The sequence below is a fragment of the Rathayibacter sp. PhB151 genome, from assembly GCF_004366415.1.
Classification (GTDB): domain Bacteria; phylum Actinomycetota; class Actinomycetes; order Actinomycetales; family Microbacteriaceae; genus Rathayibacter; species Rathayibacter festucae.
In genome coordinates this window covers 115,156-141,047 of sequence record NZ_SOEN01000012.1, presented here as the reverse complement: position 1 = coordinate 141,047, position 25,892 = coordinate 115,156, and the positions used below count along the sequence as shown (strand labels likewise).

The window sequence follows — 25,892 nt, the reverse complement described above, 5'->3', positions numbered from 1 at the left end:
CGTCACGTACGGCGGGGACATGGGCGGCCTCGTGCGCTACCTCGCGGGGGAGGGGCGCGCGAACGAGCACACCGAGCAACACTTGATCGCGGGGGACCCGGCGATCATGGCGATGCACGGTGAGAGCGTGCTCGATCAGGCCGAGGCCGCCGCGATCGCGGCGGAGTTGAACGAGTATAAGAACTTCTTCGGCGTCGAGGTGACCCGCCAGGAGAAGGTGTTCGACAAGGACTCCGGCGAGCAGATTGGCAGCAAGCGCGTCGCCGCTGACGTCTGGCACTGCTCCCTCTCGCTGCGTGCGGAGGAGGGGCAGCTCACCGATGAGCAGTGGGGACGGATCGCGACCGATTTCGTGGACCGGATGGGGTTCGCTGGCGAGTCCTCCGGGAAGGCCGACTGCCGGTGGGTCGCCGTGCGGCACGGGCTGTCGAAGAACGGCAACGACCACATCCACATCGCTGTCTCCGCGGTGCGCGCCGACGGGACGAAGGCGCACGTCGCGTACGACAAGGCGCTCTCGCAGAGGGTCAGCCGGCAGTTGGAGAAGGAGTACGGGCTCGAGCCGTTGCACGTGCCCGAGCGTGAGCTGGGGGAGCGCGGTGTGCAGCCTGGCGCTCGCGAGTCTGCGCAGCGCCGCGGAGCGGTCGAGGTCGATGCTCACCGGCTCGAGCGAGCGGTGCGCTCGTCGGCATCAGCGTCCGCGGACGAGGCGGAGTTCGTGCGCCGGATGCGTCAGGCAGGCGTGCTCATCCGCCCGCGCTACGCGGCGGGCCGCGACGACGTCGTCGCCGGCTACTCGGTCGCGTTGCGTCCCGAGAAGGGCGCGCCCGTGGTGTGGCACGGTGGCGGGAAGCTCGCGCGAGATCTCACTCTCCCGGAGCTGCGGAAGGGCTGGCCGGACTCACCGCAGTCCGCGCAGACGGCAGTCGATGAGTGGCGCGCGACGGCGAAGAACCCGTGGCGCTACGAGCCCGTCGCGCCCGGCCGCGAATCGGCAGAGCTCTCCAGCGATCTCTACTCCTCCTACGCGGAGGACATGGGGCGGCTGCACGACTACCTAAGTCGAGTGGACCCCTCCGATCGCGCGACCTGGGCGCACGCAGCCCGCGAAGCATCCGGCGCCTACGCCGCCTGGTCGAGGCGCCTCGAGCCGACACCCGGGCCGCTCGCTGAAGCGTCACGGACCCTCGCCCGTTCCGCGCACCTGCGTGCGCACGAGTCGACGCCGCGGCCGGCGGGGATGCCGTCGATGGCCGGCACGACGATGCTGATCCTCGCGACCGCCGGGAAGCGGAACAAGGCCGCCGAGGAGGCCATGCTGCTGCGCCAGATCGTGCGCACCACGCGAGCGATCATGGACGCCCATAAGGCCGCCGGCGACGCCCGCCGCACGCGCGAGCTCGCCGGGACGATTCGGAACCAGCTGAAGACGGTCCACGAGGGCTACAGCGCGCAGATCCAGAAGAACGCCTGGGACGCCCTGCCCGAGGGCACCCGCCGCGCGCGCGAGACGGTCCAGGCGAGCTTCGCGACCGGCACCCCCGTCCCGCCGAAGCTCACGAAGGCCGAGCCGAACTTCACCACGACCGCTGCCCCGCAGCGCGGCACCGAGCCCCGCGAGCGCGACGGACACGACCGCTAGACCGACACCAGTGAAGGGGAGGAATCACTATGGCTGACGACGACGGAGGCGTGGAAGAGTCCATCAACTCGTCCGCACGGATCGCGCTCACCATCGCTATCCAGCTCGGCGAGAAGATCGCCCGCGCGTACCAGGACGCGATGCGCGAAGCGCAGCAACGCAGCGCCATCGAAGCGCGCGAGCTCGCAGCCCGCTACGAGGGCGAACGGGCATCCGCGCGACAGGCGGTGTCGGTCGTCAACGATCCCCAGTGGTGGGATCAGGCGAGCGTGCGCGACGTCGCCCGCGTCGCAGAGACGGCGGCGGCATGGAAGGACGCCGACCCGCAGATCGCGTCCGCCAGTGCCTTGATTGCGTCCGAGGCGAACGAGCGCTACGGCGTCGACGTCGCCACGCTGCAGGGCATCGCCCGCGACACCCCGACCGAGCTGGACCTCGCGAAGCAGTGGGCCACCGCTGCGGCGCCCGAGGGGTATCACCGGCACGACGAGGACCGCCTCACCATGCCTGTCGGCGACGCCCGCGAGCCCAATCCTTCGGCCGAGCGTGCGCTCATCGCGGACTACCGCGCGGCGGTCGCCGGCGACGTCCCCGCACTCGAGCTGAGTGTCGCGGAGGAGTGGAAGCGCGCCAACGATCCGGTCGGCTACCAGGACTACCGCGTTGAGACAGCCGTCGCCTTCGATGACCATGGGCGCGCGCAGCCGGCGGATCCGGCGGTGGCTGAAGCCGCGCGCGCGGCTCTCGTGCAGGAGTGGCGAACCGACCAGGCCGGCGGCCCCACCGTCACCGCAGCAGACACCGAGCGGGCACAATCCCAGCGCGACGTCACCGAGGCCCAGGTGATGATCGCGGAAGCCGACCGCCTCGACCGCGCCAACGACGCCTCAACCCAGATCACATCGTCCGAGGTCCCCGTCGACTCCGCACGACGTGCCGACGAGCTCGAGCAGCAGGCCGCCCAGTACGACCGTGATGCAGAGGCCGGCGGCACGCGCACGCAGAGCTCCGAGGAGCTGCGCAGCCTCGCTGAGGACGCCAGGGCTCAGGTCGCCCTCTACCGCGACAACAACAGTGCGCCGCGCGACCCGGACGACGTTCCGGCGCCGACTGATGAGGGGCGTGCAGTCGCGGCTCGATCCGAGGGGGAACTTTCCTACGACAGCGCCGAGCGCCGCGCGCACACGGCAGCGACGATGCAGGCTCAGAACGTCCCGGAGGAGCAGGTGAACGCGCGGATGACCGTTGACGCATCCTTCGCCACTCCCGCTCGCGGTGCGGAATCCGCGAAGCGCACGCGTGTGCCCTCGACCCGCGGCAGCCGTGGCCAGGGGGCTCAGATCGAACGATCTAAGCCAGGCCGCTGACACAGCGAGGTCGGGCCTCTGAGACCACCCGAATCTTGAGGACCTAGATAGGTATCTAGCTATCTAGGTCGATGCGGCGCCGGTGGCGAGGGGGTTCGTCTCGTCAGCTGCTGCTGTCCGGCCGGTCGAGCGCTGCGGTGATCTGCTCGGCTGTCGGTAGCGCAGCTTGCTCGGCCGGCGGGAGGGACTCGTAGGTGTAGCTGGAGACGGCCATGGGGGAGCCGGTCTGGCTGAGGGCGTAGCGGACGGTGTGCTCGTTCTGGCCGCCGCAGATGAGGATCCCGACCGTGGGCCGGTGGAAGTCGCGTCGCATCCGGTCGTCGACGACCGCTACGTAGAAGCCCAGCTGGCCGGTGAACGCCGGCTCGAAGCGGCCGGTCTTCAACTCGATCACCACGTACCGCAGTTGCTCGGTGTGAAAGAAGATTAGGTCGGCATAGAAATCATCGCCGTCGACGTCGAAATGCACCTGGCGTCCGACGAAGGCGAATCCGGCACCGAGCTCGCGGAGGGTGTCGACGATGCGGTCCATCAGGGCCTGCTCGAGTTGGCGTTCCGCCACCTCTCCCGTCAGCTCAAGGAAGTCGAATACGTACGGGTCCTTCGCGAGCTGACGCGCGAGGTCGGAGTCGGCGGGCGCGAGCTGGCCGGCGAAGTTGGAGGGTGCGGAGCCGATCCGTTCGCGGGTGCGGTTCATGATCTGGTTCGAGAGAACGTTGCGAGACCAGCCGTGCTCAGCGGCGGCGTCCGCGTACCAGGAGCGGGCCTCAGAGTCGTCGAGCTTCTGTAGCAGCAGGACGATGTGACCCCACGGAAGTAGTCCAACAGCTTGTTGGACTACTTCCTCGCGTGCCGGCCACGCCTGCGCGAAGGCGCGCATGCTGAACAGGTTCGACCTCGAGAAGCCCTTCATCTGCGGAAACTCGGCGCGTAGGTCCTCAGCGAGACGGGTGACGGCAAAGCCGCCCCAAGACGCGTCGGCCTGGCGGCGCAGGATCGTGTGTCCGAGCTCCCAGTACAGCTCGATGAGCGCTGTGTTCACCCGCCGCTGAGCCGTCAGTTGCGCCGAGCGCACACGGCCTTTCAGCTCGGCCAGAACCGCGGCGTAATCGTCGGGGAGCGCACGAATCTCGGAGGCCACGCTCCAGGGTAGGGGGCGGCCTACTTGATCGACATCGACTCGACGCCCTTGGTACTCGCCGACTTTGGCTTCGGACGGTCGTTCCTGACGAGTCGAACTCACCGTCTCGACGCAATAGGCCTTGCCCCGCGCCCGCTCAGGTCCGCAGAGTCGAGTCCAGCTGCGTCCGGATGGCCTGCACATACTCCGGGTCCAGCTCGAGATCCCCGTGAGTTGCGGCCATCGTTGTGTCCCACGCTCGTTCGCCTCGCGGGCGTGGTGTCAGCAGCACCCCCACAGACAGCAACTCGCCCACATCTGTGTCTTGCATGAAGTCATGGTGAGCAAGCTGGAGCCTTGCCCGGAACACCATCTTCGTCATCTCGTCCAACCGTGAGGCCACCATCAGCACGACTGGTGATTCGAACGGCCCGGGCCGGGTGGGCAGGTACACACGGGTGGAGGTGATCAGCGTCTGCTTCGACCACGTGCCCGCCTCCGCCATGTAGGAGCGCAGACGAGCGCCGAGATCAGTGCGAGCAGCAACGGGAATGCCGTCTAGGCGGGAGAGCACCTCGATGCGATCCAACTCCTTTCCCGGGGGAACAGGGGTGACGGCGATGTCCTCCTGAATGGTGCGCAGCGCGAAGTGTGCGTCGGTCGATTCGCCGCCGGCCACTTCCAGTGGTGCCGAGGGAAACGGCAGGAGCGCCGCAGCGTCCGTCACCCAGCTCGGAGCCTCCTGCTCCGGTACGGCAAGGTCTTCGAGCGCCAGTTCGTGGTAGCGAACGGGTTCCGTGCCCAGTTGCTGGGCCTCTCCTACGACCCGCGACAGGTAGTGCGCGACCCATCGCGCAGATCGGAGTTGGTTGAACAGAAACTCCCAATCCCGCCGCATCATCACCACAGCGTCATCCGGGAGCTTCGGAGGGACGTACCCCTCGGGCACCGCGTCGTGATCGACCAGCACGACGGACACCCACCTGAGCTCGGCGCCGTCGATAGTGACGTCCCGTCCTCGCCGATTGGTCATCTTCACCGGACCCGTCCGGAGCCGCCGTATGGATCCGGCGGCCTGCCGCAGCCCCTTGGTGATGTGTTTGTTCAACCAGTTGCTCTCCTTTTCGGGAGAATCGCCGCTACCCGACCGAGCCTTCGACTGAATCATCACGGCGGTACCGCTTGTGATGAGAATGCCGTCGCTCACCTCACGAACGCCGCTGCCACTGGCCTCGTGGGTGGGTTCGAAGATGAAATCTGGCATTCCCCACAGCGCTGCTGCGACTCGGATCGCTTCTTCCGCGGCAACTCCGCGCTCGACGTCGGAAGGAAGCGCTGTGGCCGCGACCACCGTGCGCTCGATCAAGCCGCCAGGTGTGTCGATCAGCAGGGTCAGAGTGTCCACCCAAACAGGCTACGAGCGACACCTGCCTCGTCACGAGATCCGGCCGAGGGGTGAAGCCCTGGGTGCGAACCGGCGCCGAGAACGGTTCGGTACTCGGATCGGCGCTGCATGACGCCGCTGCGGCTCAGGACTGATCGGCTGTCGGGTCGCAGGCCGACGGAGCCGCCGTACGACATGTGCATCGCCATCGCCCCGGTGTCGACGGCGCTTTCTTGAGTCCGGCAGGACACCAGTCGGCCAGATCAAGACTCGCCCCGCTCGGTGCGCTGCCGGGTTGAAGGGTTTGCTGACCCGCCGCCCGGCCCAAATGTCCCTGGTAGCTGGTAGAACCGATTCACAAACCGGATGGAGTAGCTATGACCACCCCCCGTGCATTTCTCAGCTTTGACTTCGACCACGACCTGACGCCGAAGACGCTCTTCGCGGGTCAGGCCGCCTCGAACTCCCCAACGTCGTTCACAATCGAAGACTGGTCAAGCAAGTCGGCGCTGCCGCAGGCGGTGTGGGAGCAGCGGATCAGGGACAAAATCGCACACACCCACATGCTCATCGTTCTGGTGGGCCGGTCAATGGGAAGCGCCTCGGGGGTCGCGAAGGAGATCGCGATGGCCAAGGACCTGAACGTTCCGGTATTCGGCGTCTACGTCGACCGCGCTACAGCGACATCGACCCTGCCTACTGGGTTGGCGCGCAATCGTGTCGTTGCTTGGTCCTGGCCGACAGTCGGATCCGCGATCACGCAAATGATGGGCGAAGGCAAGAACGCGTGACGTCCGGTCAAGCGGGCTCACCCGCACCATCGCGAGAGGTCCTCGACCTCTACACGATGGCGGTGGAAATGGCGGATCGCGTCTCAGCCCGCAGGGGGCAGGCGAACCAGTTCTACCTGACATTGCAGAGCACGCTCCTGGGGGTGCCGGCTGTGCTCGGGCTACTCGGCGGCACGCAGCTCGATCCGCTCCGTGCGACGTTGCTGGCCGCCGTCGGGTTGGTTACGAGCGTGACCTGGTGGCTTCAACTGCGCTCCTACCGGGACCTGAACCGGGCGAAGTTCGATGTCATCAACAGCATCGAGCGGGATCACCTCCCTGTACGACCCTTCAGTGATGAATGGGCGAGCTTGAAAAAGGATCCTCTGCCGTCGTGGCGTGCACGCTACGCCGAGCTCGGCGCCGTAGAAAGGTTCGTTCCGATCGCTTTCCTTGTCTTGCACGTCGTCGTCGCGATTACGGTATGGCTATGAACTACCTCGACGCTGCCGCGCAACAGATCAAGGACGAGCTCGCGACCGACCTCTGGCCCGCGAAGCGTAGAGAGGATCTGTTTCGGCTGTACGGGCTGCTCATGCTCGTCAAGGGTGTGAGGTGCACGCTGGAAGACGTACACGACGCGTGGTCGACATGGATGGTCGTTGAGCATCCCGATCACGATGCGCTCGTACCGTTCTGCGACTTGAGTCGCGACGTGCAGGAAGAGGATCGCCCGTACCTGGAGGCGATCCAGCGGGCGGCAGAGAGCAGCAGGCCGCGAGTCGAGCTGCCGGCCGAAGGTCAGGGACGCCGCGCATAACTTGAGCTAGGCAGCGTTGACACACGAATTCCCGTACTGGCGACGCGGCCGATCGTACGGACGCGATGTCGCCAGACACGACCAGCACGGTCTGCAGAATAACGACTTTTCGCGCCCCTTCTGGTGGTATCCGATAATCGAGATTATGTCAGTATGTGCTGCAGCCGCTCTGTCGCTGCGGTCCGTAGGAGCAGGGACCGAGAGACGGTGCTTCTTCGGGTGAGGCACGGTCTCGCGAGACCTAGCCCTCCGAGTCGTGTTCGGACAAGTCGATGGGGCGGTTTGGTGGCTCATCCCAATCGGGGGTGTAGGAGTTGGGGTCTGAAGCCGCCGGTCTCGAGCAGGCTTCGGGCGATGTAGTTGGTCAGGTTGCGGAACCCGAGTGCGGAGCCGCGCAGGTGTTCGAGCCGTCCGTTGAGCGCCTCGGTCGGCCCGTTGCTGGTGCCGGGTCGTTCGAAGTAGGCGAGCACGTCAGCGGCTCGCTTCTTCAGGGTCCGGCCCAGGGTGGTGAGCTCGGTGAGCACCTTGGGGACGCCGGCGCTGAGGTCGGTGATCAGCTTCTCCATGAGCTCGCGGCCACGTTGCCGGTCCTCGTGGCGATAGGCGGCGATCATGCGCTGGTAGACACCCCAGGTCGCCTCGACCTCGACGTGAGCGTCATCAACGAACAGCGCGCGTAGCCTGTCGCTCTGCTTGTCGGTGAGCAGGTCCGCGCCGGTGTGCAGCGTGCGCCGCGACTTGTAGAGCGGGTCGTCCCTGAACCCACGGTGCCCGTGGATCGCGAGTTGGACCCGGCGCCGGCACCTGTCGAGGGCGTCGCCGGCCAGGCGCACGACGTGGAAGGGATCCATCACCGTGACCGCGTCCGGGATCTCCTCTGCAGCGGCGGTCTTGAACCCGGTGAAGCCGTCCATCGCGACCACCTCGACCGCGTCACGGAAAGCGTCGTCGCGGTCGGCGAGCCAGGTCTTGAACGCCGCCTTCGACCGGCCCTCGACCATGTCCAGCAGCCTTGCTGGGCCGGCGCCATCGCGGACCGGGTGAGGTCGATGATCACGGTGACGTACTTGTCGCCACGCCTGGTGTGGCGCCAGACGTGCTCATCGACTCCAATGACCTTCACGCCCTCGAACCGCGTGGGGTCGTTGATCAGCAGCCGCTTGCCTTCAGCCAGGACCGCGTTGTTGGCGGTGTCCCACGCGACCCCGAGTCCCTCGGCGACACGTGCGACGGTGAGGTGTGCGACCACGATCCCTTCCAGCGCCCACCGCAGCCCGGTGCGCGAGAGCTTCGCGCGTGGCTCCGCCGCGGCGCTGGTGTCTTGGCGCCACACGTGTCCGCAGTCGGCACAGCGGTAGCGGCGCACTACAACTTCCAGCACGGTCGGTCGCCAGCCCAGCCGCTCGTGGGCCAACCGCCGGATCACGGTGTCACGAGCAGCGCCTTCGCTGCCGCACCGTCGGCACCACTGATCTGGTTCCACCACGCGGCACGCGAGGACCGCACGATCCGGTTCAAGTCGTTGTCCGGTCACGCTCAGACCGAGGCCGTCGAGTCGAGCGAAGGCGGTCAGGTCAGGGCGGCCGAAGCCGGCCGGCGGGGTAGCGTCGGACACGTCGAGGTCTTTCGGATGGATGGCGTAGGAACCTCCGTCGTCGGGAGACCTCGACGTCTATCTGCGGACCGACGCGCCCGGCCGATCTACACCGTCATCTGAGAAGACCCCTGAAACGTCTTCGCCGACGACGGGGCCGGCGAGGACGAGGGCGCGGTGAGCTAGAAGAATGGAGCTTGCTCGGCTTCGACGCCGCCGCAAGCTCCGGTGAAACGGTCGGTACTGGTCGGTCGTCGTCGGTCACCACCGGATGGCGGCGTCCTCCACGCTCGGCGTTTGCGCAGGTCAGCGGCTCGTTCGCCCAGTGGGCGCATCAAGCGATAGACGCAAAGCCGACGTGATTAGGTCGTCCGTTCGATTCCGACAGGCGGCTCCGGCGAACCGTTCTGGTAGTCGCGCGATGCGCTGGCCTCACGGCTCTGCCCGGCACCGACGTCGCTCTCCTCTGCGACGGACCCCTCGCCGGCTGAGCGCTCGCGGCCGGCATCCTGTCCGTGTGCCGATAGGCCTCGCACCGCTCGGCAACGCAGCGTGGCGTTGCGTCGCGACCTGGCGACGGCTCGGCGGGGCGCGATCGTCTCGTGCGTTGGCGGACTACGGGAGCTTGGACGCGAGGACGTCGGCCGCCAGGATCTCGGGTGCTGCGCCGAGGAGGTGCTGGTTGGCCATCAGGGCTGCGACGATGGCGCCGTTGGCGTGGGCGTCGCGAGCGGCTTCGTCGGGGAATGCATCGAAGATCCAGAAGGTGTCGGCGTGGGTCCTGACCGCGAACCAGACAATTGTTCCTACTTCTTCGTTGGCGAGTGCGACAGCGCCGGCGAGCAGATCGGCGACCGCGTCGTGCTGTCCATCGGCCGCGACGATCTTGGCGACGAAGGCATACGGAAGTGATGCGGGTGTGGACATGAGGGACTCTCCTTGACGTCGGGGTTCTTCGTGGGACGAGTTCAGCGTATGACGAGCGAGGGCCGGTGGGGAGTGGCGTATACGGCAGTATTGCTATTGTTTACGTCATGCGTATCGGACTGATCGCGATCGACGGCTGCTTCGGTTCGGCTATCGCGTCGATCATCGATATCGTGCGGGTGGCCGACGGAGCCCGCGGCGATGTCGACCCGCGGATCGACCCGATCGAACTCGCCATCCTCGGACCGAAACGGCGAGTGACCACGACGGCATCGATGACCCTGTCGGTGGACCACCCGCTGTCGGAGTCCGGAGAGTTCGACGTGGTCGTCGTCCCTGCGCTTGGAACCCTTACGGCCGCCGCTACCAACGACGTCCTCCAGAGCCGAGATGCTCGTTCGGTCATCGCCTCGCTCGGGCGCCTCGACGAGGCGACCACCCGGATTGCCGCGGCGTGCACCGGCGTGTTCGCTGTCGCCGAGACCGGACGGATGCATCATCGGAGGGCGACGACCAGCTGGTTCCTGGGGCCGGAGTTCCTGAAGCGCTATCCGACCGTCGCCCTCGATCTCGACACCATGGTCGTGGTCGACGGGAACCTCGTCACCGCCGGCGCCGCGTTCGCCCACGTCGACCTCGCGCTCTCACTCGTGCGATCGATCAGCCCCGACCTGGCCCAACATGTCGCCAAGCTCCTCATCATCGACGAGCGTCCGTCGCAGGCGGCCTTCGTCGCCTACGAACATCTCCGGCACGAGGACCCGATCGTCGTCGAGTTCGAACGCTTCGTGCGCGCCCGCCTGGACGAACCGTTCAACGTCGCCTTCGTCGCGCAGTCGCTCGGCACCAGCCGGCGCACCCTCGAACGACGAGTCCGTGCGGCGCTCAACCTCACTCCGCTCGGCTTCGTCCAACGGCTTCGCATCGAACGAGCTCGGCACCTCTCAGCAACCACGGACTTCACCTCCGCCGAGATCGCGCTACGGGTCGGCTACGCGAACGCCGAGACTCTGCGCTCCCTCCTGCGCAGGGAGCGACGCCGTTCCTGACCTATCGCCATGCCTGTAGCCGGTTTCCTAGCGCTCGACTGGAACCACCTCTCAGCACGTCGCGTCGACGCTCCTGCGTCGCCCCTGGACGACCCACTCGACACGCCCGCAGCACAGGTCATGTGACGTGTCCCGGCTTCCCGGACGGTCGGGGTTGGGTGGCTGTGATGTCGCTGCGTTCTCGTCGAGGGGGTCAGCAGACTCGATCAGGGTCGACTGGGATGAGACGCGAAGGCGGTCAGGTCAGGGCGGCCGAAGCCGGCCGGCGGGGTAGCGTCGGTCACGTCGAGGTCTTTCGGACGGATGGCGTAGGAACCTCCGTCGTCGGGAGACCTCGACGTCTATCTGCGGACCGACGCTCCCGGCCGACCTACACCCTCATCTGGGAAGAGCCGGTTTGGTTCGACCCTGCACAGTCGACGGGCGCGCCGATGGCTCGCAGATTCGTCGTAGTAGCGGCCGCGGTGTCGATGGGTGAACCGTGGCCCGCGGCGTCGATGCGGGATATGAGAGCGTGGTTCGCATGACCGCAGTGATTCCGAGTGAGTACCGGGCGACTCTGGATGAGCTGAAGCGGCATGTGCATGCTGCTCGGTTCCAGGCGCAGCGAAAGGTGAACACGGAGCTTCTGCGGCTGTGGTGGCAGATCGGGTCGACGATCCTCGAGCGTCAGCAGCGGGAGCCGTGGGGGAGCAGTGTCCTCGAGCGACTCGCTGAGGATCTGCGGGCGGAGTTCCCTTCGATGAAGGGGTTCTCCCGCGCGAACATCTTTTACATGCGTCGCTTCGCGGCGGCCTGGCCGGACGAGGACGCAATTGTCCAACGACCCGTTGGACAATTGCCGTGGGGTCACATCACCGAGCTGCTCGACAAGCTCGACGACCAGGAGTTGCGCGAGTGGTACGCCGCGAAGGATGTCGCTCATGGCTGGAGCCGACCGGTGCTCGGGCACCAGATCAAGACCCGGCTGCACGAGCGAGAAGCTGCAGCACCGAGCAACTACGCCGGCACTCTCGCGCCGGTCGACTCTGAGCTCGCTCAGCAGATCACTCGTGACCCGTACGCGCTGGACTTCCTCGCGATCGACAGCGACGCCACTGAGCGTGAGCTGGAAGAGCGCATGGTCGTCCGCATCGCGGATACCCTCCGCGAGCTCGGACCAGGGTTCGCGTTCGTCGGCCGACAGGTGCACTTCGAGGTCGACGGCGACGACTTCTTCGTCGATCTCCTGTTTTTCCATGTCGTCCAGCTCCGCTACATCGTCGTCGAGCTGAAGACCACGAAGTTCGATCCGCGAGATGCCGGACAGCTCGGCTTCTACGTCGCCCTCGTTGACGACAAGCTGCGCGTCCTCGGCAAGCATGAACCGACAGTCGGGATCCTCGTCGTCACTGACAAGAACGACGCTGTCGTCCGTTACGCCCTGGCGTCCACCACCCAGCCCGTGGCCGTCAGCCGCTACGAACTCTCCGAGGAAGCCCAAGCAGCGCTGCCCGATGAGGCCTCCATCGTTGACGCATTCACCAGAGATGTAGCCAGTCCCGAGGTTGGGTAGCTGGCGGAGGAGCGCAGAAGCCGTCCGGGCTACGGGACCGAGGGCTTCAGGCCACGTTTCACGTTGAGATCGCTGACATTTCGCGGCCGCGCTTGGGAGGTGTGAAAGCTCGATGATGCCAGTACGTGCCACCGGGGTCAAACAGCCCCCGAGGTAGGCGGCTGAGCACCCGATCGGCCCTCCCCCATCGAGCGGTGTTATCCGATAATCGACGTTATGTCAGTTTGTTCGCACACACTCTGCTCGACGGGCTCCGAGGTGTGGTTGCGCACGAGCTTCGGAACCCGTCGGAGTCCCGCCGGCTAGGCGCCGGGTGCGAGGCCGAGCTGCGTGAGGATGCCGAGCTCGTCGCTGCTTCCCCAGCGCTCGGCGAGTTTGCCGTCGACGAAGGTGCTGATCTGCATGCCGCGGATCTTCACGGACTTGCCCGTCGGCGCGTGGCCCTGGAACACACCGGTCTGCGTGCCGGTCAGCGTGTAGGCGAACGCGACGCTGTCGTCGTCCGCGACGAGCTTCTCGACCTCGAGTGCCATGTCGGGGAACGCGGTCCGCAGGTCGCCGAAGAACGCGGCGTATCCCTCCGGGCCGGGTGCCTGGCCGGGCGCCGGGTCGTGGTCGATCGAGTCGGGAGCGACGAGATCGTCGAACGCGGCGAAGTCGCCGGCGTTGACCGCCTCACCGAAGGCCTGCTGGGAGGCGATGTTCTTCTCGCGGGTCATGTGCTGTCACCTGTTCTGCGCCGGTCCGGTGCCTTGAGGAGTGGTGTGGGGCGTCAGCGACGGTACCCAGGCCCGTTGAGGGCGGTATAGGGCTTGCGCGCTCCTCCGGGCGCTTCCCACTGCCGCTTCTCATAATCGAGATTATGTCATTTTGCGGCGGTCTCCGTCTTGTAGGGCGCCAGCACTGTTCGTGCCGACTTGAGTAGCACTCTCGTGAGGACTTCGGGCTCAGTCGCCCGCAGTGACGGATCCATGCCGGCGATCATGAGGCCGCCGCCTGCGACGGCGAGAGCGATGCGCGCCTCCGGGGTCGGGTCGGTTCCGATCAGGTGCCGGTCGATGTCCGTCGTCGCGGCGACGAAGTCGGGATCTTGGCGCAGGAGCTGAATGACAGCAGGGTCGCGTTGGATCGCCGCGGCGAATTCGCGGTGCTCGACCGCGAGGCCCACAAGCCCGACGAGTGTGGTCTCGAAGGGGTCGTCGCCGGCGTCTGCCTCCTGGACTAGGTCGGCCATCCGCTCGAGCGCGGGTTGCACGACGGCAAGCACGATCTCATCCTTCGTGGCGAACTGGTGGTAGACGGCTGCCTTGGTGACGCCGAGCTCGTCGGCAATCGTCTGCAGTGAGGTGCCGTTCACCCCACGCTCGGCGAAGAGGCGGAGCGCCGTTTGCAGCAGCTTCGCCCGAGACTCCCCCCGCTTGGCCATGGCACCTCCCTGTCCGCTGACGATCCTAGAGCGGCATCGACAGAAACTAGCCGATCGGCTAGTTTTGCTCGCATGTCGACGGCGGTCGTCGACGAGCGGAGGAGACGAGATGAAGTTGTCGATGGCGACCGGGCCCGGCGAGACGACCACGATGGAGATCGAGACGCCTGTGGCAGGCCCTACCGACGTGCTCGTGCGAGTGCGCGCATGTGGGATCTGCGGTTCCGACGCGATGTACATCGGGCTCGGCGGGCTGCCCGGGCTCGAGGGGCGGACCCCGCTTGGGCACGAGCCCGCGGGTGAAGTCGTCGCGGTCGGCGAGAACGTGGCCGGGATTCCTGTGGGTGCGCACGTTGTGATCAATCCCATGGCGGCGCCTACCGGCATCATCGGTTCGGGTGGAACGACCGGTGGGATGGCGGAGTTCCTGCTGATTCAGGACGCAGTGCTCGGCCGCTCCCTCGCGATTGTGCCCGACCACGTGCCCTTCGAGGTGGCCGCGTTGAACGAGCCGATGGCGGTCGCCCGCCACGCGGTTAACCGCACTGCACCGCGTCCGGGCGACGCGGTCGTGGTGTTCGGAGCTGGGCCGATCGGGCTCGGAGCAGTCCTCGCGTACCGCTCCCTCGGGGTCGGGCACATCACCGTGGTGGATGTGATCCCCTCCCGTCTCGAAAAAGCTCTGAGGGTCGGAGCTGACGCGGTTATCGACTCGTCCGTCGCAGACGTGGTTGAGCGGCTGATCGAGCTGCAGGGCGAGGGGCCCGCGCGCCGCGGGCAGCGCAAGCCCGCCACCGACGTGTTCCTCGACGCGGCTGGCGCGCCGATCGTGGTGCAGACGGTCCTGGGTGCTGCGAAGCACGGCGCGACGCTCGGCATCGTGGCTGTGCACAAGACACCCATGAATGTCGACTTCGGCGCGGTCCTGGGCTCCGAGCTGACCATCGTTCTCGCGATGGGCTACCCCACCGAGATCTTCGAGGTGACCGAGGACATCGTGGCGAACTGGGAGAAGTACGCCGTGATCGTGAGTGACACGATCGACTTTTCGGAAGTCGACCGCGCCTTCCGGCTGGCGGCCACTCCGGGTGCCGCTGACAAGGTGGTCGTCGTGTTCGGAGCGGACGCGTGAGCGTCGAGGCGCTCGACGAGGGCATCGCGCTCGTCGTTGTGGACCTGCAGCGGGCGACCGTCGCGAATCCGATGGTGCACCCGATCAGTGACGTCGTGATCCGGGCCGCGTCGCTCGCTGAAGCGTTCCGCGACCGCGGGCTGCCGGTGGCCCTCGTCACCGTCGATCTCGGACGCCCCAACGCTGGACGCACCGAGGTGGGACGCGGGAGAACGGCACCGGTGCTGTCTCGGGAGTGGTCGGATCCGCTGGTCGAGCTCGGCCGGTCGGGCAAGGACCTCGTCTTGGTCAAGCGCGGCTGGAGCGCCTTCGCCGGTACCGGACTGCACGAGATGCTCACCGAGCGCGGCGTGACCCAGGTGGTCCTCGCGGGTATCGCGACGAGCTTCGGCGTGGAATCGACGGCGCGCGACGCCTACGACCGCGGTTACTCGGTGATCGTCGCAGTCGACGCCGTCACCGACATGCAGGAGGCATCACACGAGAACAGCGTGCGGCGGGTGCTGCCAGTGCTCGGCGAAACTGGGACGGCAGCTGAGGTGCTGGGCCTTCTCAGTCAACCCAAGGGTTGCAACAGCAGATGAGGTGGTGCGAGGAGACGTCTCGACTGCGCTCGCGGAGAAGAGGCGGATCCGGCCCAGGGTCACTCGAACGCCCTTGTAGCCCTTGCGTCCCGCCCCAGAGGGTCTCGTAGGTCCTCCCGCGGGCGCCAGAACGAAAACTTCCCGCTCTGCGCTCTAGGATTTCGGGTCTGTCGTGGACGCCATCTCTGGCGACTTCTTGTTGGCGTCCTGGCGGTATTTCCGAGGAGTCACTCCCTTTTCGGCGAGGAATTGCCGGTTGAAGTTCGAGAGGTTGGTGTAGCCGACCTCGTAGCAGACGGCGGCGATGGGCAGCGTCGTCGTCGTGAGGAGGCGCCCTGCGTGGGCGATGCGGAGCTTGCGGATGAGCTCGCTGAAGTTCTGGCCGGTGGCCTTCTTGAAGTACTTCGAGAACGTCGCTTCGTGCATGCCGACGAGGTCCGCTGCTTCGCCGACGCTGACCTGGCCGGCGTGGCCGGCGAAGGCGTATTCGAGGACGATGTCGACGATCGCGGCCGCGCGGTCGTCGAGCTGCGGCATGAAGAACTCCGTCGCCAGCGGGGTGCGGTCGCCGGCGGGTGAGCGAGCGAGCAGCGTGAGGAGCTCGAGGAGCAGTGTCAGGCGCTCGAGTCCGGTCGTGAGCCCGATCCGATCGATGATCGGTGCAGCGACGTCGGCGGTCGCGGGGGCGAACTCGATGCCGCGGGCGCTCTCGGCGAGGAGGGGCCTGATCTCCCGCGCCTCCGGCATGAGCTCGATCCATTTCGCGATCCACGTCGGGTCGATCTGGATCACGGCGTCGCGGTTGACGATCACCTCGTCGGGGGCGAGATCGCTGACCCAGTCGTGCGGCAGACCCGAACCGATGATCGAGACGTGCCCGGCAGAGAAGGTGCCGACGTGGTCTCCGACGATGAACCGCCCGGTCCCCCGCCGGATGAGGTGGATCTCGTACTCGGGGTGGTAGTTCCAGCGCGCGGCGGGCGTGGGGTAGTCGTGTTCGATCCAACGCACGGAGTGGTTCTCGTCGAGCGTGATGACCTCGCGGGCGGCGCGCATGCCGGTGAGACGTTCCGCGAGCATCGTCGCGTGATCGTCGTCTCTGACGGTAGCCACGAACGCAACCGTACAGATTTGCATCAGTTCTGGCCAGGGAGCGAGCTAGAACGCGTCGACGGCTCGATTCACACTCTTCTCCAGGCAGCACGGCTCCCGTCAGGGAAATCAGCTCGGATGCCGGCCGGCTCACCACGACGGTGCGTCGATGCTCGAAGAACGAAGGAGTCCTTTGATGATCACCCGAGGCAGGCGTATCGCCTCCGCCATCGCCGGGACCACGGTCCTCGCGTTCGCTCTCACCGCCTGCGGCGGTGCCGGAGGCGACACCGCTTCCTCCGGTGGCGGCAACGAGGTCAACGTCCTCATGGTCAACAACCCGCAGATGACCGACCTGCAGAAGCTCACCGCCGACAACTTCACCAAGGAGACCGGCATCAAGGTGAACTACACCGTTCTCCCTGAGAACGACGTCCGCGCGAAGATCGCGCAGGAGTTCTCGGCCCAGGCCGGTCAGTACGACGTCGCCAGCATCAGCAACTACGAGGTGCCGACGTTCGCGAAGAACGGCTGGCTGACCCCGCTGGACGACACCGTCGCCGCCAGCGCCGACTTCGACCAGGCCGACGTGCTCGAGCCGATCACGAAGTCCCTCACCGCCGAGGACGGCAGCCTCTACGCCGAGCCGTTCTACGGCGAGTCGTCGTTCCTGATGTACCGCACCGACGTCTTCGAGAAGGCCGGCGTCACGATGCCCGACAACCCCACCTGGCAGGAGGTCGCCGACCTCGCCGCGAAGGTCGACGGCGTCGAGCCCGGCATGAAGGGCATCTGCCTCCGCGGCCAGCCCGGCTGGGGCCAGGTCTACGCCCCGCTCACCACCGTGGTGAACACCTTCGGCGGGACCTGGTTCGACGAGGACTGGACCGCGCAGGCTGACAGCCCCGAGTTCACCGAGGCCGTTCAGTTCTACGTCGACCTCGTGCAGCAGCACGGTGAGAGCGGCGCCTCGCAGGCCGGCTACACGGAGTGCCTCAACAACCTGCAGCAGGGCAAGGTCGCGATGTGGTACGACTCCACCGCCGCCGCCGGCTCGCTGGAGGCCGACGACTCGCCCGTGAAGGGCAAGCTCGGCTACGTCGCCGCGCCGGTCGTGGAGACCGAGAGCTCGGGCTGGCTGTACTCGTGGGCCTGGGGCATCCAGAAGGCCGCCAAGAACCAGGACGCCGCCGCGAAGTTCATCGAGTGGGCCTCGAGCAAGGAGTACGAGCAGCTCGTCGGCGAGCAGATCGGCTGGTCCAGCGTCCCCGCCGGCAAGCGCGCCTCGACCTACGACAACGCCGACTACCAGGCGTCCGCCGGTGCGTTCTACGAGCAGACCCGCGACGCGATCCAGAGCGCGACTCCCGACAACCCGGGTGTCCAGCCGCGCCCCGCGCCCGGCATCCAGTTCGTCGCGATCCCCGAGTTCGCCGACATGGCCACTCAGGCGTCGCAGTCCATCAGCTCGGCGATCGCCGGGCAGACCTCGGTCGAGGACGCCGTCGCCGACGGTCAGGCCCTCGCGGAGAAGGTCGCCGCGAAGTACCAGAAGTGATCTGACCCTCGGGCGGCGGCCGCTGCTAGCGGCCGCCGCCCCTCCCCCGCACGCTTTCTCCAGCGAGACAAGGACGTCACGATGACCATGACCGAACCGCGCTCCGACGCGCCGACTGCGACCGGATCCGCTCATCCGTTCCGCCGCAGGCCTCAGAAGGACCGCGCGACGACGCTCGCGCGAGCCGGCGACTGGGCCCGCCGCGCTCCCCTGCTCCCCGCTCTGATCTTCGTGATCGCGGTGACCCAGGTGCCGTTCCTCATCACGATCATCGTGTCCCTGTTCAACTGGGAGGCGCTCTACCCGAACGACATCGGGTTCGCCTGGCTCTCGAACTACATCACCGTCTTCTCCGACGAGGCCCTCCGCGGAGCGGTGGTCACCACGATCCTGCTGACCGTGACCGTCGTGCTCGTCAGCCTCCTCTTCGGCCTCGGCATCGCGCTGCTGCTCGACCGCACCTTCTTCGGACGCGGCATCGTGCGCACGATCATGATCGCGCCGTTCCTCGTCGTCCCCGTCGCTGCCGCCCTCGTCTGGAAGCACGCGCTCTACAACCCCGAGTACGGCCTGCTCAACGGCGCCCTGAACTGGTTCTTCGGCCTGTTCGGCGCGACCGCCCCGCAGCCCGACTGGATCGGCAGCAACGCTCTCGTCGCCGTCGAAGCCTCCCTCATCTGGCAGTGGACGCCGTTCATGATGCTGATCCTGCTCGCTGGCCTGCAGAGCCGCCCCCTGGACGTCCTCGAGGCCGCCCGCGTCGACGGCGCGACGACCTGGCAGATCTTCATCCACATGACGCTCCCCCACATGCGCCGCTACCTCGAGCTCGCAGCGCTGCTGGGCTCGATCTACATCGTGCAGAACTTCGACGCCGTCTTCACCATCACCTCCGGCGGCCTCGGCACCGCCAACCTGCCGTACACGATCTATCAGCAGTTCTTCCAGGCACAGAACTACGGAGCGGCGTCGGCCGCCGGCGTCGTCGTCCTCATAGGAACGATGGCGATCGCCACCTTCGCGCTGCGCAGCATCTCCACCCTCCTGAAAGAAGAGAACCGATGACCGCCATCATCACGCGCCGCAAAGCGCCTCGCCCCGAGCTCACCATCGCCGGGTCCGGCACCCGCACCCGCGTCGGGAACTCCCTCCTCGGCCTGCTCGCCTGGGTCATCGGGCTCCTCTTCGTCACCCCGGTGCTCTGGATGATCCTCACCAGCCTGCACAGCGAGACCGACGCCGCGACCAACCCGCCGTCGCTGTTCGCCCCGCTCACCCTCGACGGCTACGCGAACTTCTTCGGCGCGAGCTCCGGCGCCAGCCCCTGGCCTCCGCTGATCAACAGCGCCACCGCCAGCGTCGTCTCCACCGCCCTCGTGCTCCTGCTCGCCCTGCCCGCCGCCTACGCCCTCAGCATCAAGCCGGTGAAGAAGTGGTCGGACGTCATGTTCTTCTTCCTCTCCACCAAGATGCTGCCGATGGTCGCCGGCCTGCTGCCGATCTACCTGATCGCCAAGCAGATCGGAGCGCTGGACAGCATCGGGCTGCTCATCGTGCTCTACACCTCGATGAACCTCCCGATCGCCGTGTGGATGATGCGCTCGTTCCTCTCCGAGATCCCCGTCGAGATCCTCGAGGCCGCCGCGATCGACGGCGCCAGCCTGATCTCGATCTTCCGCCGGATCATCGTCCCGATCTCCGGCCCGGGCCTCGCCTCGACCGCGCTGATCTGCTTCATCTTCAGCTGGAACGAGCTGCTCTTCGCGAGCGTTCTGACCAGCACGAAGGCCTTCACCGCCCCGGTGTTCCTGACCAGCTTCGTCACCAGCCAGGGCCTGTTCCTCGCCCAGGTGTGCGCCGCAGCCGTCGCCGTGTCGCTGCCCGTGCTCATCGCCGGCTTCGCCGCTCAGGACAAGCTCGTCCAGGGCCTCTCGCTGGGAGCGGTCAAGTGAGCGCCGAGGAGCTGCGCTCCCTCGCCGACGAGTGGGCGCACCCGAAGGTCCCCGTCCCCACCTACGACCGGCACGGCCTGACCGCCGGCATCGTCCACTTCGGGGTGGGCGGCTTCCACCGTGCCCACCAGGCGATGGTCATCGACCGGCTCCTCGCGCAGGGCGAGGCCCGCGACTTCGCGATCTGCGGCGTCGGCGTCCTCGAGCAGGACCGCCGGATGAAGCAGGTCATGGACGCGCAGGACGGCCTCTACACCCTCGTGCTCAAGCACCCCGACGGCACCCGCGAAGCGCGCGTCATCGGCAGCATCATCGAGTACCTCCTCGCCGTCGACGACCCGGAGGCGGTCATCGAGAAGATGGCCTCCCCCTCCACCCGCATCGTCTCGCTCACCGTCACGGAGGGCGGCTACAACTTCCACCGCATCACCGGCGAGTTCGACGAGACGACCCCCGCAGTGCGGGCCGACGTCGAAGCGGCCGGCGAAGGGCGGGCGCCGCAGACGGTCTTCGGCCTCGTGAGCGCCGCGCTGCAGCGCCGACGAGAACGAGGCATCGAGCCCTTCACCGTGATGTCCTGCGACAACATCGCCGGCAACGGCCACGTCGCCAAGAAGATGTTCACCGCCTACGCCCGCCTCATCGACCCCGACCTCGCCGACTGGATGACCGAGGCCGTGCACTTCCCCAACAGCATGGTCGACCGCATCACCCCGGTCACCAGCGACGAGGACCGGACCGAGGTCCGGGACGTGCACCGGATCGACGACGCCTGGCCGGTCGTCGCCGAGCCGTTCTTCCAGTGGGTGCTCGAGGACGACTTCCCGCTCGGCCGGCCCCCGTTCGAGGACGCCGGAGTGCAGCTCGTCGAGGACGTCGAGCCGTACGAGCTGATGAAGCTCCGGCTGCTCAACGCCAGCCACCAGGGACTGTGCTACTTCGGCTACCTCATGGGCTACCGCTTCGCGCACGAGGCCACCGCCGACCCGCGCATCGCCCGGTTCCTCCGCGCCTACATGGACGACGAAGCCACGCCGACCCTCCCGCCGGTCCCCGGCATCGACCTGGAGGACTACAAGGCGACGCTCATCGAGCGGTTCCAGAACCCGGAGGTACGCGACACCCTCGCACGCCTGTGCGCCGAGTCCAGCGACCGCATCCCGAAGTGGCTGCTCCCCGTCGTCCTCGCGAACCTCGAGACCGGCGGCAACATCGTTCTCTCCGCGGGGATCGTCGCGAGCTGGGCGCGCTACGCGGAGGGCTTCGACGAGGACGGCGAGCCGATCGTCGTCGTCGACCGGCTGGCCGAGCAGCTCACCCGGGCGGCACGCGAGCAGCACGAGGACCGGCTCTCGTTCCTGCGCGACCGCGACGTGTTCGGCGATCTGATCGACCAGCCGCGGTTCGTCGACGCCTACGTCGACGCGCTCGACTCGCTGCTCCTGCAGGGAGCCGCTGAAACCGTCGCCGGCTTCCTGAGGGCCGCCGACGAAGGGTGACTCTCCGACACCCGACATGAAGAAGAGGGAGGAGCGTCAGCTCCTCCCTCTTCTTCGTCTGCGCAGGACCCGGCCCGCGGGCAGACCGAGCCGGGGCTCCTCCGGGGATCAGGTCCCGACGAGGTCCCGTGTCCACGGCAGGTCGGCGCCCCGTCGACGCACCGTGATGGCGGCGCAGGACTGCGCGGTCTTGCCGAGCGCCGCGAGAGCGGCACCTGTCAGCACCTCACCCGCCCGGAACCGCTGCAGACCGGCTGTGTCCAGATGTGCGGTGAGTCCGTGCAGAAGACCGGCCATGAAGGAGTCGCCCGCTCCGATCGTGTCGACGACGCCCGTCGAATCCGCCGTCTGCTCCACTCGCTCGCGGCGGGTGCGCAGGACTGCGCCGGCACCTCCCCGTGTGATCGCGACGAGCTCGGGCCCGGACGCGAGCAGACGATCGGCGACGTCGTCGAGAGACGACCCCGGGTACAGCCACTCCGCGTCCTCATCGCTGAGCTTGACGACGTCGGACGCGGCGATGAAGCGCTCCGTCCCGACGAGCTGCTGCGCGTGCGGGCCCATCAGAGCAGCGCGGACGTTGGGGTCGAACGACACCAGCGACTCGTCGCGCGCGTCGCGGACGAGGCGCAGCGCGACCTCGTCACCCGGCGCGAGCACCGCACCGAGAGAGCCGGTGTGCACGATGGCCGGGAGTTTCTGCGCGGTCGATGGCGCTTCGGGGAGGTCCCAGCGCAGGTCGAAGTCGTACTCGGCCGAACCGTCAGCGGTGATGGTCGCGGTCGCGGTCGACGTCGCGCCGTCGCGACGACCCGCAGGGTCGACCTCGACATGGGACTGCAGGAGGTGGGAGCGGATCGCCACTCCCCGGGGGTCGTCCCCGATCGAGGTGAGCAGCCGCACCCGATGCCCGAGCCTGCCCAGGCCCACGGCGACGTTCAAGGGCGAACCGCCCACCCGTTCGGAGACGGTCCCGTCCCGGTCCAGGACGACATCGATGAGGGCCTCGCCGATGACGAGGACGTCGCCTCCCGTCACGAGCGGGGCGAGACGAGGAGCTTGCCGGTGCTGTCCGCGTTGGCCGCGGCGAACGCGTCGGAGATGTCCTCGAGCGCGTACCGGCCCGAGACGACCTCGGCGGTCGGCAGACCGCCGTCGACGGCGATGGAGATCGCGGTCTCGACATCGGCCTCGGTGTAGGCCGCGCAGCCCTGCACCCGGATCTCGAAGTCCTGGATGATCGGCATCGGCAGCACGGCGTCGCGCGCGGGAACGCCCACGACGACGAGGGTGCCGGCACGGCGCAGCAGCGACACCGCCTGCGCGTAGGAGCGCTCGTTCGCGACGCAGTCCAGAACGACGTCGGCCGGCCCACCGAGGGCCGCGGCGACCTGCTCGTTCGCGTCAGCGTCCGATGCCTTCACCGCGCGGTGCGCTCCGATGCGCGTCGCGCGAGCGAGCTTGCCCTCGTCGAGATCGGTGGCGACGACGGTGCCGGCACCCGCGTTCAATGCGGCGACGACGCAGAGGACACCGATGGTGCCGGCGCCGAGGACGACGACGCGCGCTCCGGCGAGATCGCCCGCGATGCGGGCGGCGTGGACGGGCGTGGCGAGGCACTCGACGAGTGCGGCGGTCTCGTCGTCGACGGAGTCGGGGACGGCGTAGAGGTTACCGGCGGGGGCGACGAAGTACTCGGCCATCGCGCCGGCCCAGTGACCGGACGGGTCGCAGCCGATCCAGGAGAGCCGCTCACACGCGTTCGAGCGCCCGGCGCGGCAGTTCAGGCACGTGCCGCAGGCGACGTTGGGCTTGAGGAGCACACGCTGACCTACCTCGACGCCCTCGACCCCCTCGCCCAGCGCAGCGACGACACCGGTCGCCTCGTGGCCGGGGAGATAGGTCGAGGCGAGGAACGGATGGTGCCCGGCGATCGCATGAATGTCGGAGCCGCAGATCCCGACCAGGACGCTCTGCACGAGGACCTGGCCGGCCGCGGGCGTCGGCACATCGGCGGTCTCGAGGCGGACGCCCGAGAGAGGCTCGGCGACAGCGCGGTGCATCGTCGTGGAAGCAGTGGGAGGAGTGGTCATCGTCGAGTTCCTTCAGAGCAAGGGCGGAGGCATGCAGGCCGGTTCAGGTCGGCGGGTATCCGCTGTCGTCGACTTCGACGAGAACGGTGCCGCGAGACCTGGCAGATGCTCATCGTCGAACGCACAGCCGACCCCGTCTAGACGATGCCTGCGCACCTTCTAGTACTAATCTGCCGATCGCTGCCCGTCGTCTTCACGCCAGATCGTGGTGCGCACGAAGGCAGTCTCCGATGCTCTGGTTCAGCTCGTTTCTACCGCGCGCCATCCGAAGGCCGGAAGGTCGAAACCAAGGACTGATGCTCCGGTGATCACGTCTGTCCCGAGAACGTCGACGTGCTGATCCTCCGAGCCGTGGTTGATGACGGTGAGAACGTCTCCGCGGCGAGCGACCTCCACCCAGGGAGACAGCCCGCCGATCTCCGGGGCGATACCTGCGCCTGCGAGAAGCCAGGCGAGGACGGTTCTCATTCCAGCGTCGTCGGGAACGGTGCCCAGATAGACGCCGAGGCCGTCGCCGTAGGCATTGCGGGTGAGTGCTGGGCGTCCAGCGAGGCGTCCGTCTGCGAAGTGGCCGATCACGTCGCCATGCAGAGGTCTGAGTTCTTCGGCGAAGTACTCGCCGCGCAGCTCGCCGAAGGGTCCGGTCACAGCGGCGGACGACTCCCCCTCCCCCGGTGCCGGGGTCACGAAGCCGGGGCTGCCGGCCGAGGAGGGCCCGGAGGGTCCCGAGGGCGGGACGAGGGCGCCGAACTCGTCGACCGTGACGCCCAGCACGTCGCGTAGGCCGACGAGGTAGCCGCCGTCGCGGAAGGCGTCGTCCTGGTCGACGACGTCGCTGAAGGCGCAGACGAAGAGGTGTCCACCGGCTGCAGTGAACGCGGTGAGGTTGCTGGCTCCGTCGTCTTTGAGCAGGTAGAGCTGCGGGGCGATGACGAGGGCGTAGCTGCTGAGATCGGTGGTCGGCTGGACGATGTCGATGGAGACGTGCTGCGCGTGCAGAGCGGCGTACCAGCGCTGGATCAGCTGGAGGTAGTCGAAGACGACGGGGTGGTCGGGGTGCGCGAGCGCCCACCAGTTCTCCCAGTCGAAGACGATCGCGACTCGGGCGCCGCTGTCCGGAGCGAGGGTGGGGAGCTTCTGCAGCGTGTCTCCGAGCGCGACGACGTCCTTCCAGATCTGGGTGTCGGTACCGCTCTGCGGCAGCATCGCGGAGTGGAACTTCTCGCTGCCGCGGCGGCCCTGCCGCCATTGGAAGAACATGATCCCGTCGGCGCCGTGGCCGATGGCCTGCGCGGAGAGGGCTTCCATCTGGCCGGGGGCTTTGGGCGGGTTCGTCGGTCGCCAGTTCAGCGCACCGGTGGACTGCTCCATCAGCAGCCAGGGGGTGCCGGGCTTGAGGGAGCGCATCAGGTCGCGTGCGAAGGCTGCGACGCGGAACGCTTGGGGGTCGTTGGGGTCGGGGTAGCAGTCGTCCGTGATGACGTCCACTTCGCGAGCCCATCGCGCGTAGTCCAGCGGAGGGAAGGCTCCCATGAAGTTCGTCGTCACCGGCTGGGTCGCGCCCGCGGCGCGGATGGTGTCGCGTTCGAGGATGTAGAGCTCGAGCATCGCATCGGAGGTGTAGCGCTTGAAGTCGAGAGCGTGCGCTGGGTTGGCGGCGAGTGGCGCCTTGCGGGGAGGGAGGATCTCGTCGAACGCGCTGTAGATCTGCGACCAGAACGCGGTTCCCCATGCGGTGTTCAGCGCCTCGATGGTGCCGTACCGGTTCTGGAGCCACGTCCGGAAGGCGTCTCGGGCGTTGTCGGAGTAGTCGTAGTGGACGTGTGCGCCGTACTCGTTGTTGACGTGCCACATGACGACGGCGGGATGCTCGGCGTATCGGGCGGCGAGGGCGGCGACGAGCTCGCCGACGAGGCGCCGGAAGATGGGCGAGCTGGGGGCGTAGTGCTGTCGGCTGCCGGGGCTGAAGGTCATGCCGTACTCGTCCTGCGGGAGGATCTCGGGGTACTTCTTCGTCACCCACGGCGGCGGCGAGGCGGTCGCGGTGGCGAGGTTCACCTGGATCCCGCCCTCGTGCAGCAGGTCGAGGATGCGGTCGAGCCAGCCGAACTCGAAGACGCCTTCTGCGGGCTGGAGGCGGGCCCAGGAGAAGATGCCGACGCTGACGAAGTTGACGCCCGACTCTCGCATGAGCCGGACGTCGTCGGGCCAGACGTCTTCGGGCCACTGCTCGGGGTTGTAGTCGCCGCCGTAGTACATGGGTGATGCCTCCTGGTGGGGGTCAGGCCGCTCGGATGCCGGGTTCGAGCCTCCGAGCGGCCTGTCTGG

General features: G+C 67.5%; 22 protein-coding genes and 1 pseudogene. 13 read left to right on the top strand and 10 right to left on the bottom strand.

What is annotated here, in order from left to right; genetic code table 11:
- Positions 1-19 precede the first annotated feature (19 nt).
- Positions 20-1,642 (top strand): relaxase/mobilization nuclease domain-containing protein, encoded by a 1,623-nt coding sequence (locus EDF35_RS19565; RefSeq protein WP_133963533.1) that lies wholly within the window; start codon positions 20-22, stop codon positions 1,640-1,642.
- Positions 1,643-1,671: 29 nt separating this feature from the next.
- Positions 1,672-3,009 carry a hypothetical protein gene (locus tag EDF35_RS19560; protein WP_133963532.1) on the top strand — a complete coding sequence of 446 codons (1,338 nt, stop codon included), beginning with the start codon at positions 1,672-1,674 and terminating at the stop codon, positions 3,007-3,009.
- A gap of 103 nt (positions 3,010-3,112) precedes the next feature.
- On the opposite strand, the gene EDF35_RS19555 is transcribed toward EDF35_RS19560, so the two are convergent.
- Both EDF35_RS19555 and EDF35_RS19550 read right to left on the bottom strand, forming a co-directional pair.
- Positions 3,113-4,150 (bottom strand): PDDEXK nuclease domain-containing protein, encoded by a 1,038-nt coding sequence (locus EDF35_RS19555; RefSeq protein ID WP_243840068.1) that lies wholly within the window; start codon positions 4,148-4,150, stop codon positions 3,113-3,115.
- Positions 4,151-4,286: 136 nt separating this feature from the next.
- Entirely contained in the window at positions 4,287-5,534 is a 1,248-nt protein-coding gene (locus tag EDF35_RS19550) for a hypothetical protein (RefSeq protein WP_133963530.1), read from the bottom strand.
- Positions 5,535-5,890: 356 nt separating this feature from the next.
- Between EDF35_RS19550 and EDF35_RS19545 the strand changes: the two genes are divergently transcribed.
- From EDF35_RS19545 to EDF35_RS19535, 3 genes are read left to right on the top strand one after another with little or no spacing between them, the layout of a single operon-like run.
- The gene (locus EDF35_RS19545) at positions 5,891-6,304 is read left to right on the top strand and encodes a TIR domain-containing protein (protein WP_133963529.1); all 414 of its coding nucleotides are present in this window, start codon (positions 5,891-5,893) and stop codon (positions 6,302-6,304) included.
- Positions 6,301-6,777, top strand: coding sequence for a hypothetical protein (locus EDF35_RS19540; RefSeq protein WP_208323106.1), 477 nt, complete (start codon positions 6,301-6,303; stop codon positions 6,775-6,777). The genes EDF35_RS19545 and EDF35_RS19540 overlap by 4 nt, the downstream gene beginning before the upstream one ends.
- Positions 6,774-7,103 (top strand): hypothetical protein, encoded by a 330-nt coding sequence (locus EDF35_RS19535; RefSeq protein ID WP_133963528.1) that lies wholly within the window; start codon positions 6,774-6,776, stop codon positions 7,101-7,103. The genes EDF35_RS19540 and EDF35_RS19535 overlap by 4 nt, the downstream gene beginning before the upstream one ends.
- A 290-nt stretch (positions 7,104-7,393) precedes the next feature.
- Here EDF35_RS19535 and EDF35_RS19530 read toward each other — a convergent pair.
- Positions 7,394-8,718: pseudogene (locus tag EDF35_RS19530) on the bottom strand (ISL3-like element ISPfr2 family transposase).
- A gap of 594 nt (positions 8,719-9,312) precedes the next feature.
- Entirely contained in the window at positions 9,313-9,624 is a 312-nt protein-coding gene (locus EDF35_RS19525; protein WP_033107114.1) for an antibiotic biosynthesis monooxygenase, read from the bottom strand.
- 107 nt (positions 9,625-9,731) lie between these two features.
- Between EDF35_RS19525 and EDF35_RS19520 the strand changes: the two genes are divergently transcribed.
- Both EDF35_RS19520 and EDF35_RS19510 read left to right on the top strand, forming a co-directional pair.
- Positions 9,732-10,673 carry a helix-turn-helix domain-containing protein gene (locus tag EDF35_RS19520; protein ID WP_133963556.1) on the top strand — a complete coding sequence of 314 codons (942 nt, stop codon included), beginning with the start codon at positions 9,732-9,734 and terminating at the stop codon, positions 10,671-10,673.
- Between the two features lie 523 nt (positions 10,674-11,196).
- Entirely contained in the window at positions 11,197-12,228 is a 1,032-nt protein-coding gene (locus EDF35_RS19510) for a PDDEXK nuclease domain-containing protein (RefSeq protein ID WP_133963526.1), read from the top strand.
- A 302-nt stretch (positions 12,229-12,530) separates the two neighbouring features.
- On the opposite strand, the gene EDF35_RS19505 is transcribed toward EDF35_RS19510, so the two are convergent.
- Positions 12,531-12,947, bottom strand: coding sequence for an ester cyclase (locus EDF35_RS19505; RefSeq protein ID WP_133963525.1), 417 nt, complete (start codon positions 12,945-12,947; stop codon positions 12,531-12,533).
- Positions 12,948-13,093: 146 nt separating this feature from the next.
- Entirely contained in the window at positions 13,094-13,654 is a 561-nt protein-coding gene (locus EDF35_RS19500) for a TetR family transcriptional regulator (protein WP_133963524.1), read from the bottom strand.
- 109 nt (positions 13,655-13,763) lie between these two features.
- Here EDF35_RS19500 and EDF35_RS19495 point away from each other — a divergent pair, with 109 nt between their 5' ends.
- Positions 13,764-14,786, top strand: a complete 1,023-nt coding sequence (locus EDF35_RS19495) for a zinc-binding dehydrogenase (RefSeq protein WP_133963523.1) — start codon at positions 13,764-13,766, stop codon at positions 14,784-14,786.
- Complete coding sequence (locus EDF35_RS19490) at positions 14,783-15,370, top strand: isochorismatase family cysteine hydrolase (protein WP_133963522.1); 588 nt, start codon at positions 14,783-14,785, stop codon at positions 15,368-15,370. Before EDF35_RS19495 ends, EDF35_RS19490 begins: the two co-directional genes overlap by 4 nt.
- A 153-nt stretch (positions 15,371-15,523) precedes the next feature.
- Here the strand turns inward: EDF35_RS19490 and EDF35_RS19485 are convergent, their stop codons facing one another.
- On the bottom strand, positions 15,524-16,483 hold the full coding sequence (locus EDF35_RS19485) for an AraC family transcriptional regulator (protein ID WP_243840067.1): 960 nt from the start codon (positions 16,481-16,483) through the stop codon (positions 15,524-15,526).
- Positions 16,484-16,658: 175 nt separating this feature from the next.
- On the opposite strand from EDF35_RS19485, the gene EDF35_RS19480 reads away from it, so the two are divergent.
- The 4 genes from EDF35_RS19480 to EDF35_RS19465 all read left to right on the top strand — a co-directional run bounded on the left by EDF35_RS19480 (position 16,659) and on the right by EDF35_RS19465 (position 21,471).
- Complete coding sequence (locus tag EDF35_RS19480) at positions 16,659-18,020, top strand: sugar ABC transporter substrate-binding protein (protein WP_133963521.1); 1,362 nt, start codon at positions 16,659-16,661, stop codon at positions 18,018-18,020.
- Positions 18,021-18,107: 87 nt separating this feature from the next.
- The gene (locus tag EDF35_RS19475) at positions 18,108-19,085 is read left to right on the top strand and encodes a sugar ABC transporter permease (RefSeq protein WP_133963554.1); all 978 of its coding nucleotides are present in this window, start codon (positions 18,108-18,110) and stop codon (positions 19,083-19,085) included.
- Complete coding sequence (locus tag EDF35_RS19470) at positions 19,082-19,972, top strand: carbohydrate ABC transporter permease (RefSeq protein ID WP_133963520.1); 891 nt, start codon at positions 19,082-19,084, stop codon at positions 19,970-19,972. Before EDF35_RS19475 ends, EDF35_RS19470 begins: the two co-directional genes overlap by 4 nt.
- On the top strand, positions 19,969-21,471 hold the full coding sequence (locus EDF35_RS19465) for a mannitol dehydrogenase family protein (RefSeq protein WP_243840066.1): 1,503 nt from the start codon (positions 19,969-19,971) through the stop codon (positions 21,469-21,471). The genes EDF35_RS19470 and EDF35_RS19465 overlap by 4 nt, the downstream gene beginning before the upstream one ends.
- A 108-nt stretch (positions 21,472-21,579) precedes the next feature.
- Here EDF35_RS19465 and EDF35_RS19460 read toward each other — a convergent pair whose 3' ends face one another.
- From EDF35_RS19460 to EDF35_RS19450, 3 genes are all read right to left on the bottom strand, one after another.
- On the bottom strand, positions 21,580-22,509 hold the full coding sequence (locus EDF35_RS19460) for a carbohydrate kinase (protein WP_133963519.1): 930 nt from the start codon (positions 22,507-22,509) through the stop codon (positions 21,580-21,582).
- Positions 22,506-23,564, bottom strand: coding sequence for an alcohol dehydrogenase catalytic domain-containing protein (locus EDF35_RS19455; RefSeq protein ID WP_133963518.1), 1,059 nt, complete (start codon positions 23,562-23,564; stop codon positions 22,506-22,508). Before EDF35_RS19455 ends, EDF35_RS19460 begins: the two co-directional genes overlap by 4 nt.
- A gap of 240 nt (positions 23,565-23,804) precedes the next feature.
- Positions 23,805-25,823, bottom strand: coding sequence for a beta-galactosidase (locus tag EDF35_RS19450; protein WP_133963517.1), 2,019 nt, complete (start codon positions 25,821-25,823; stop codon positions 23,805-23,807).
- Positions 25,824-25,892 lie beyond the last annotated feature (69 nt).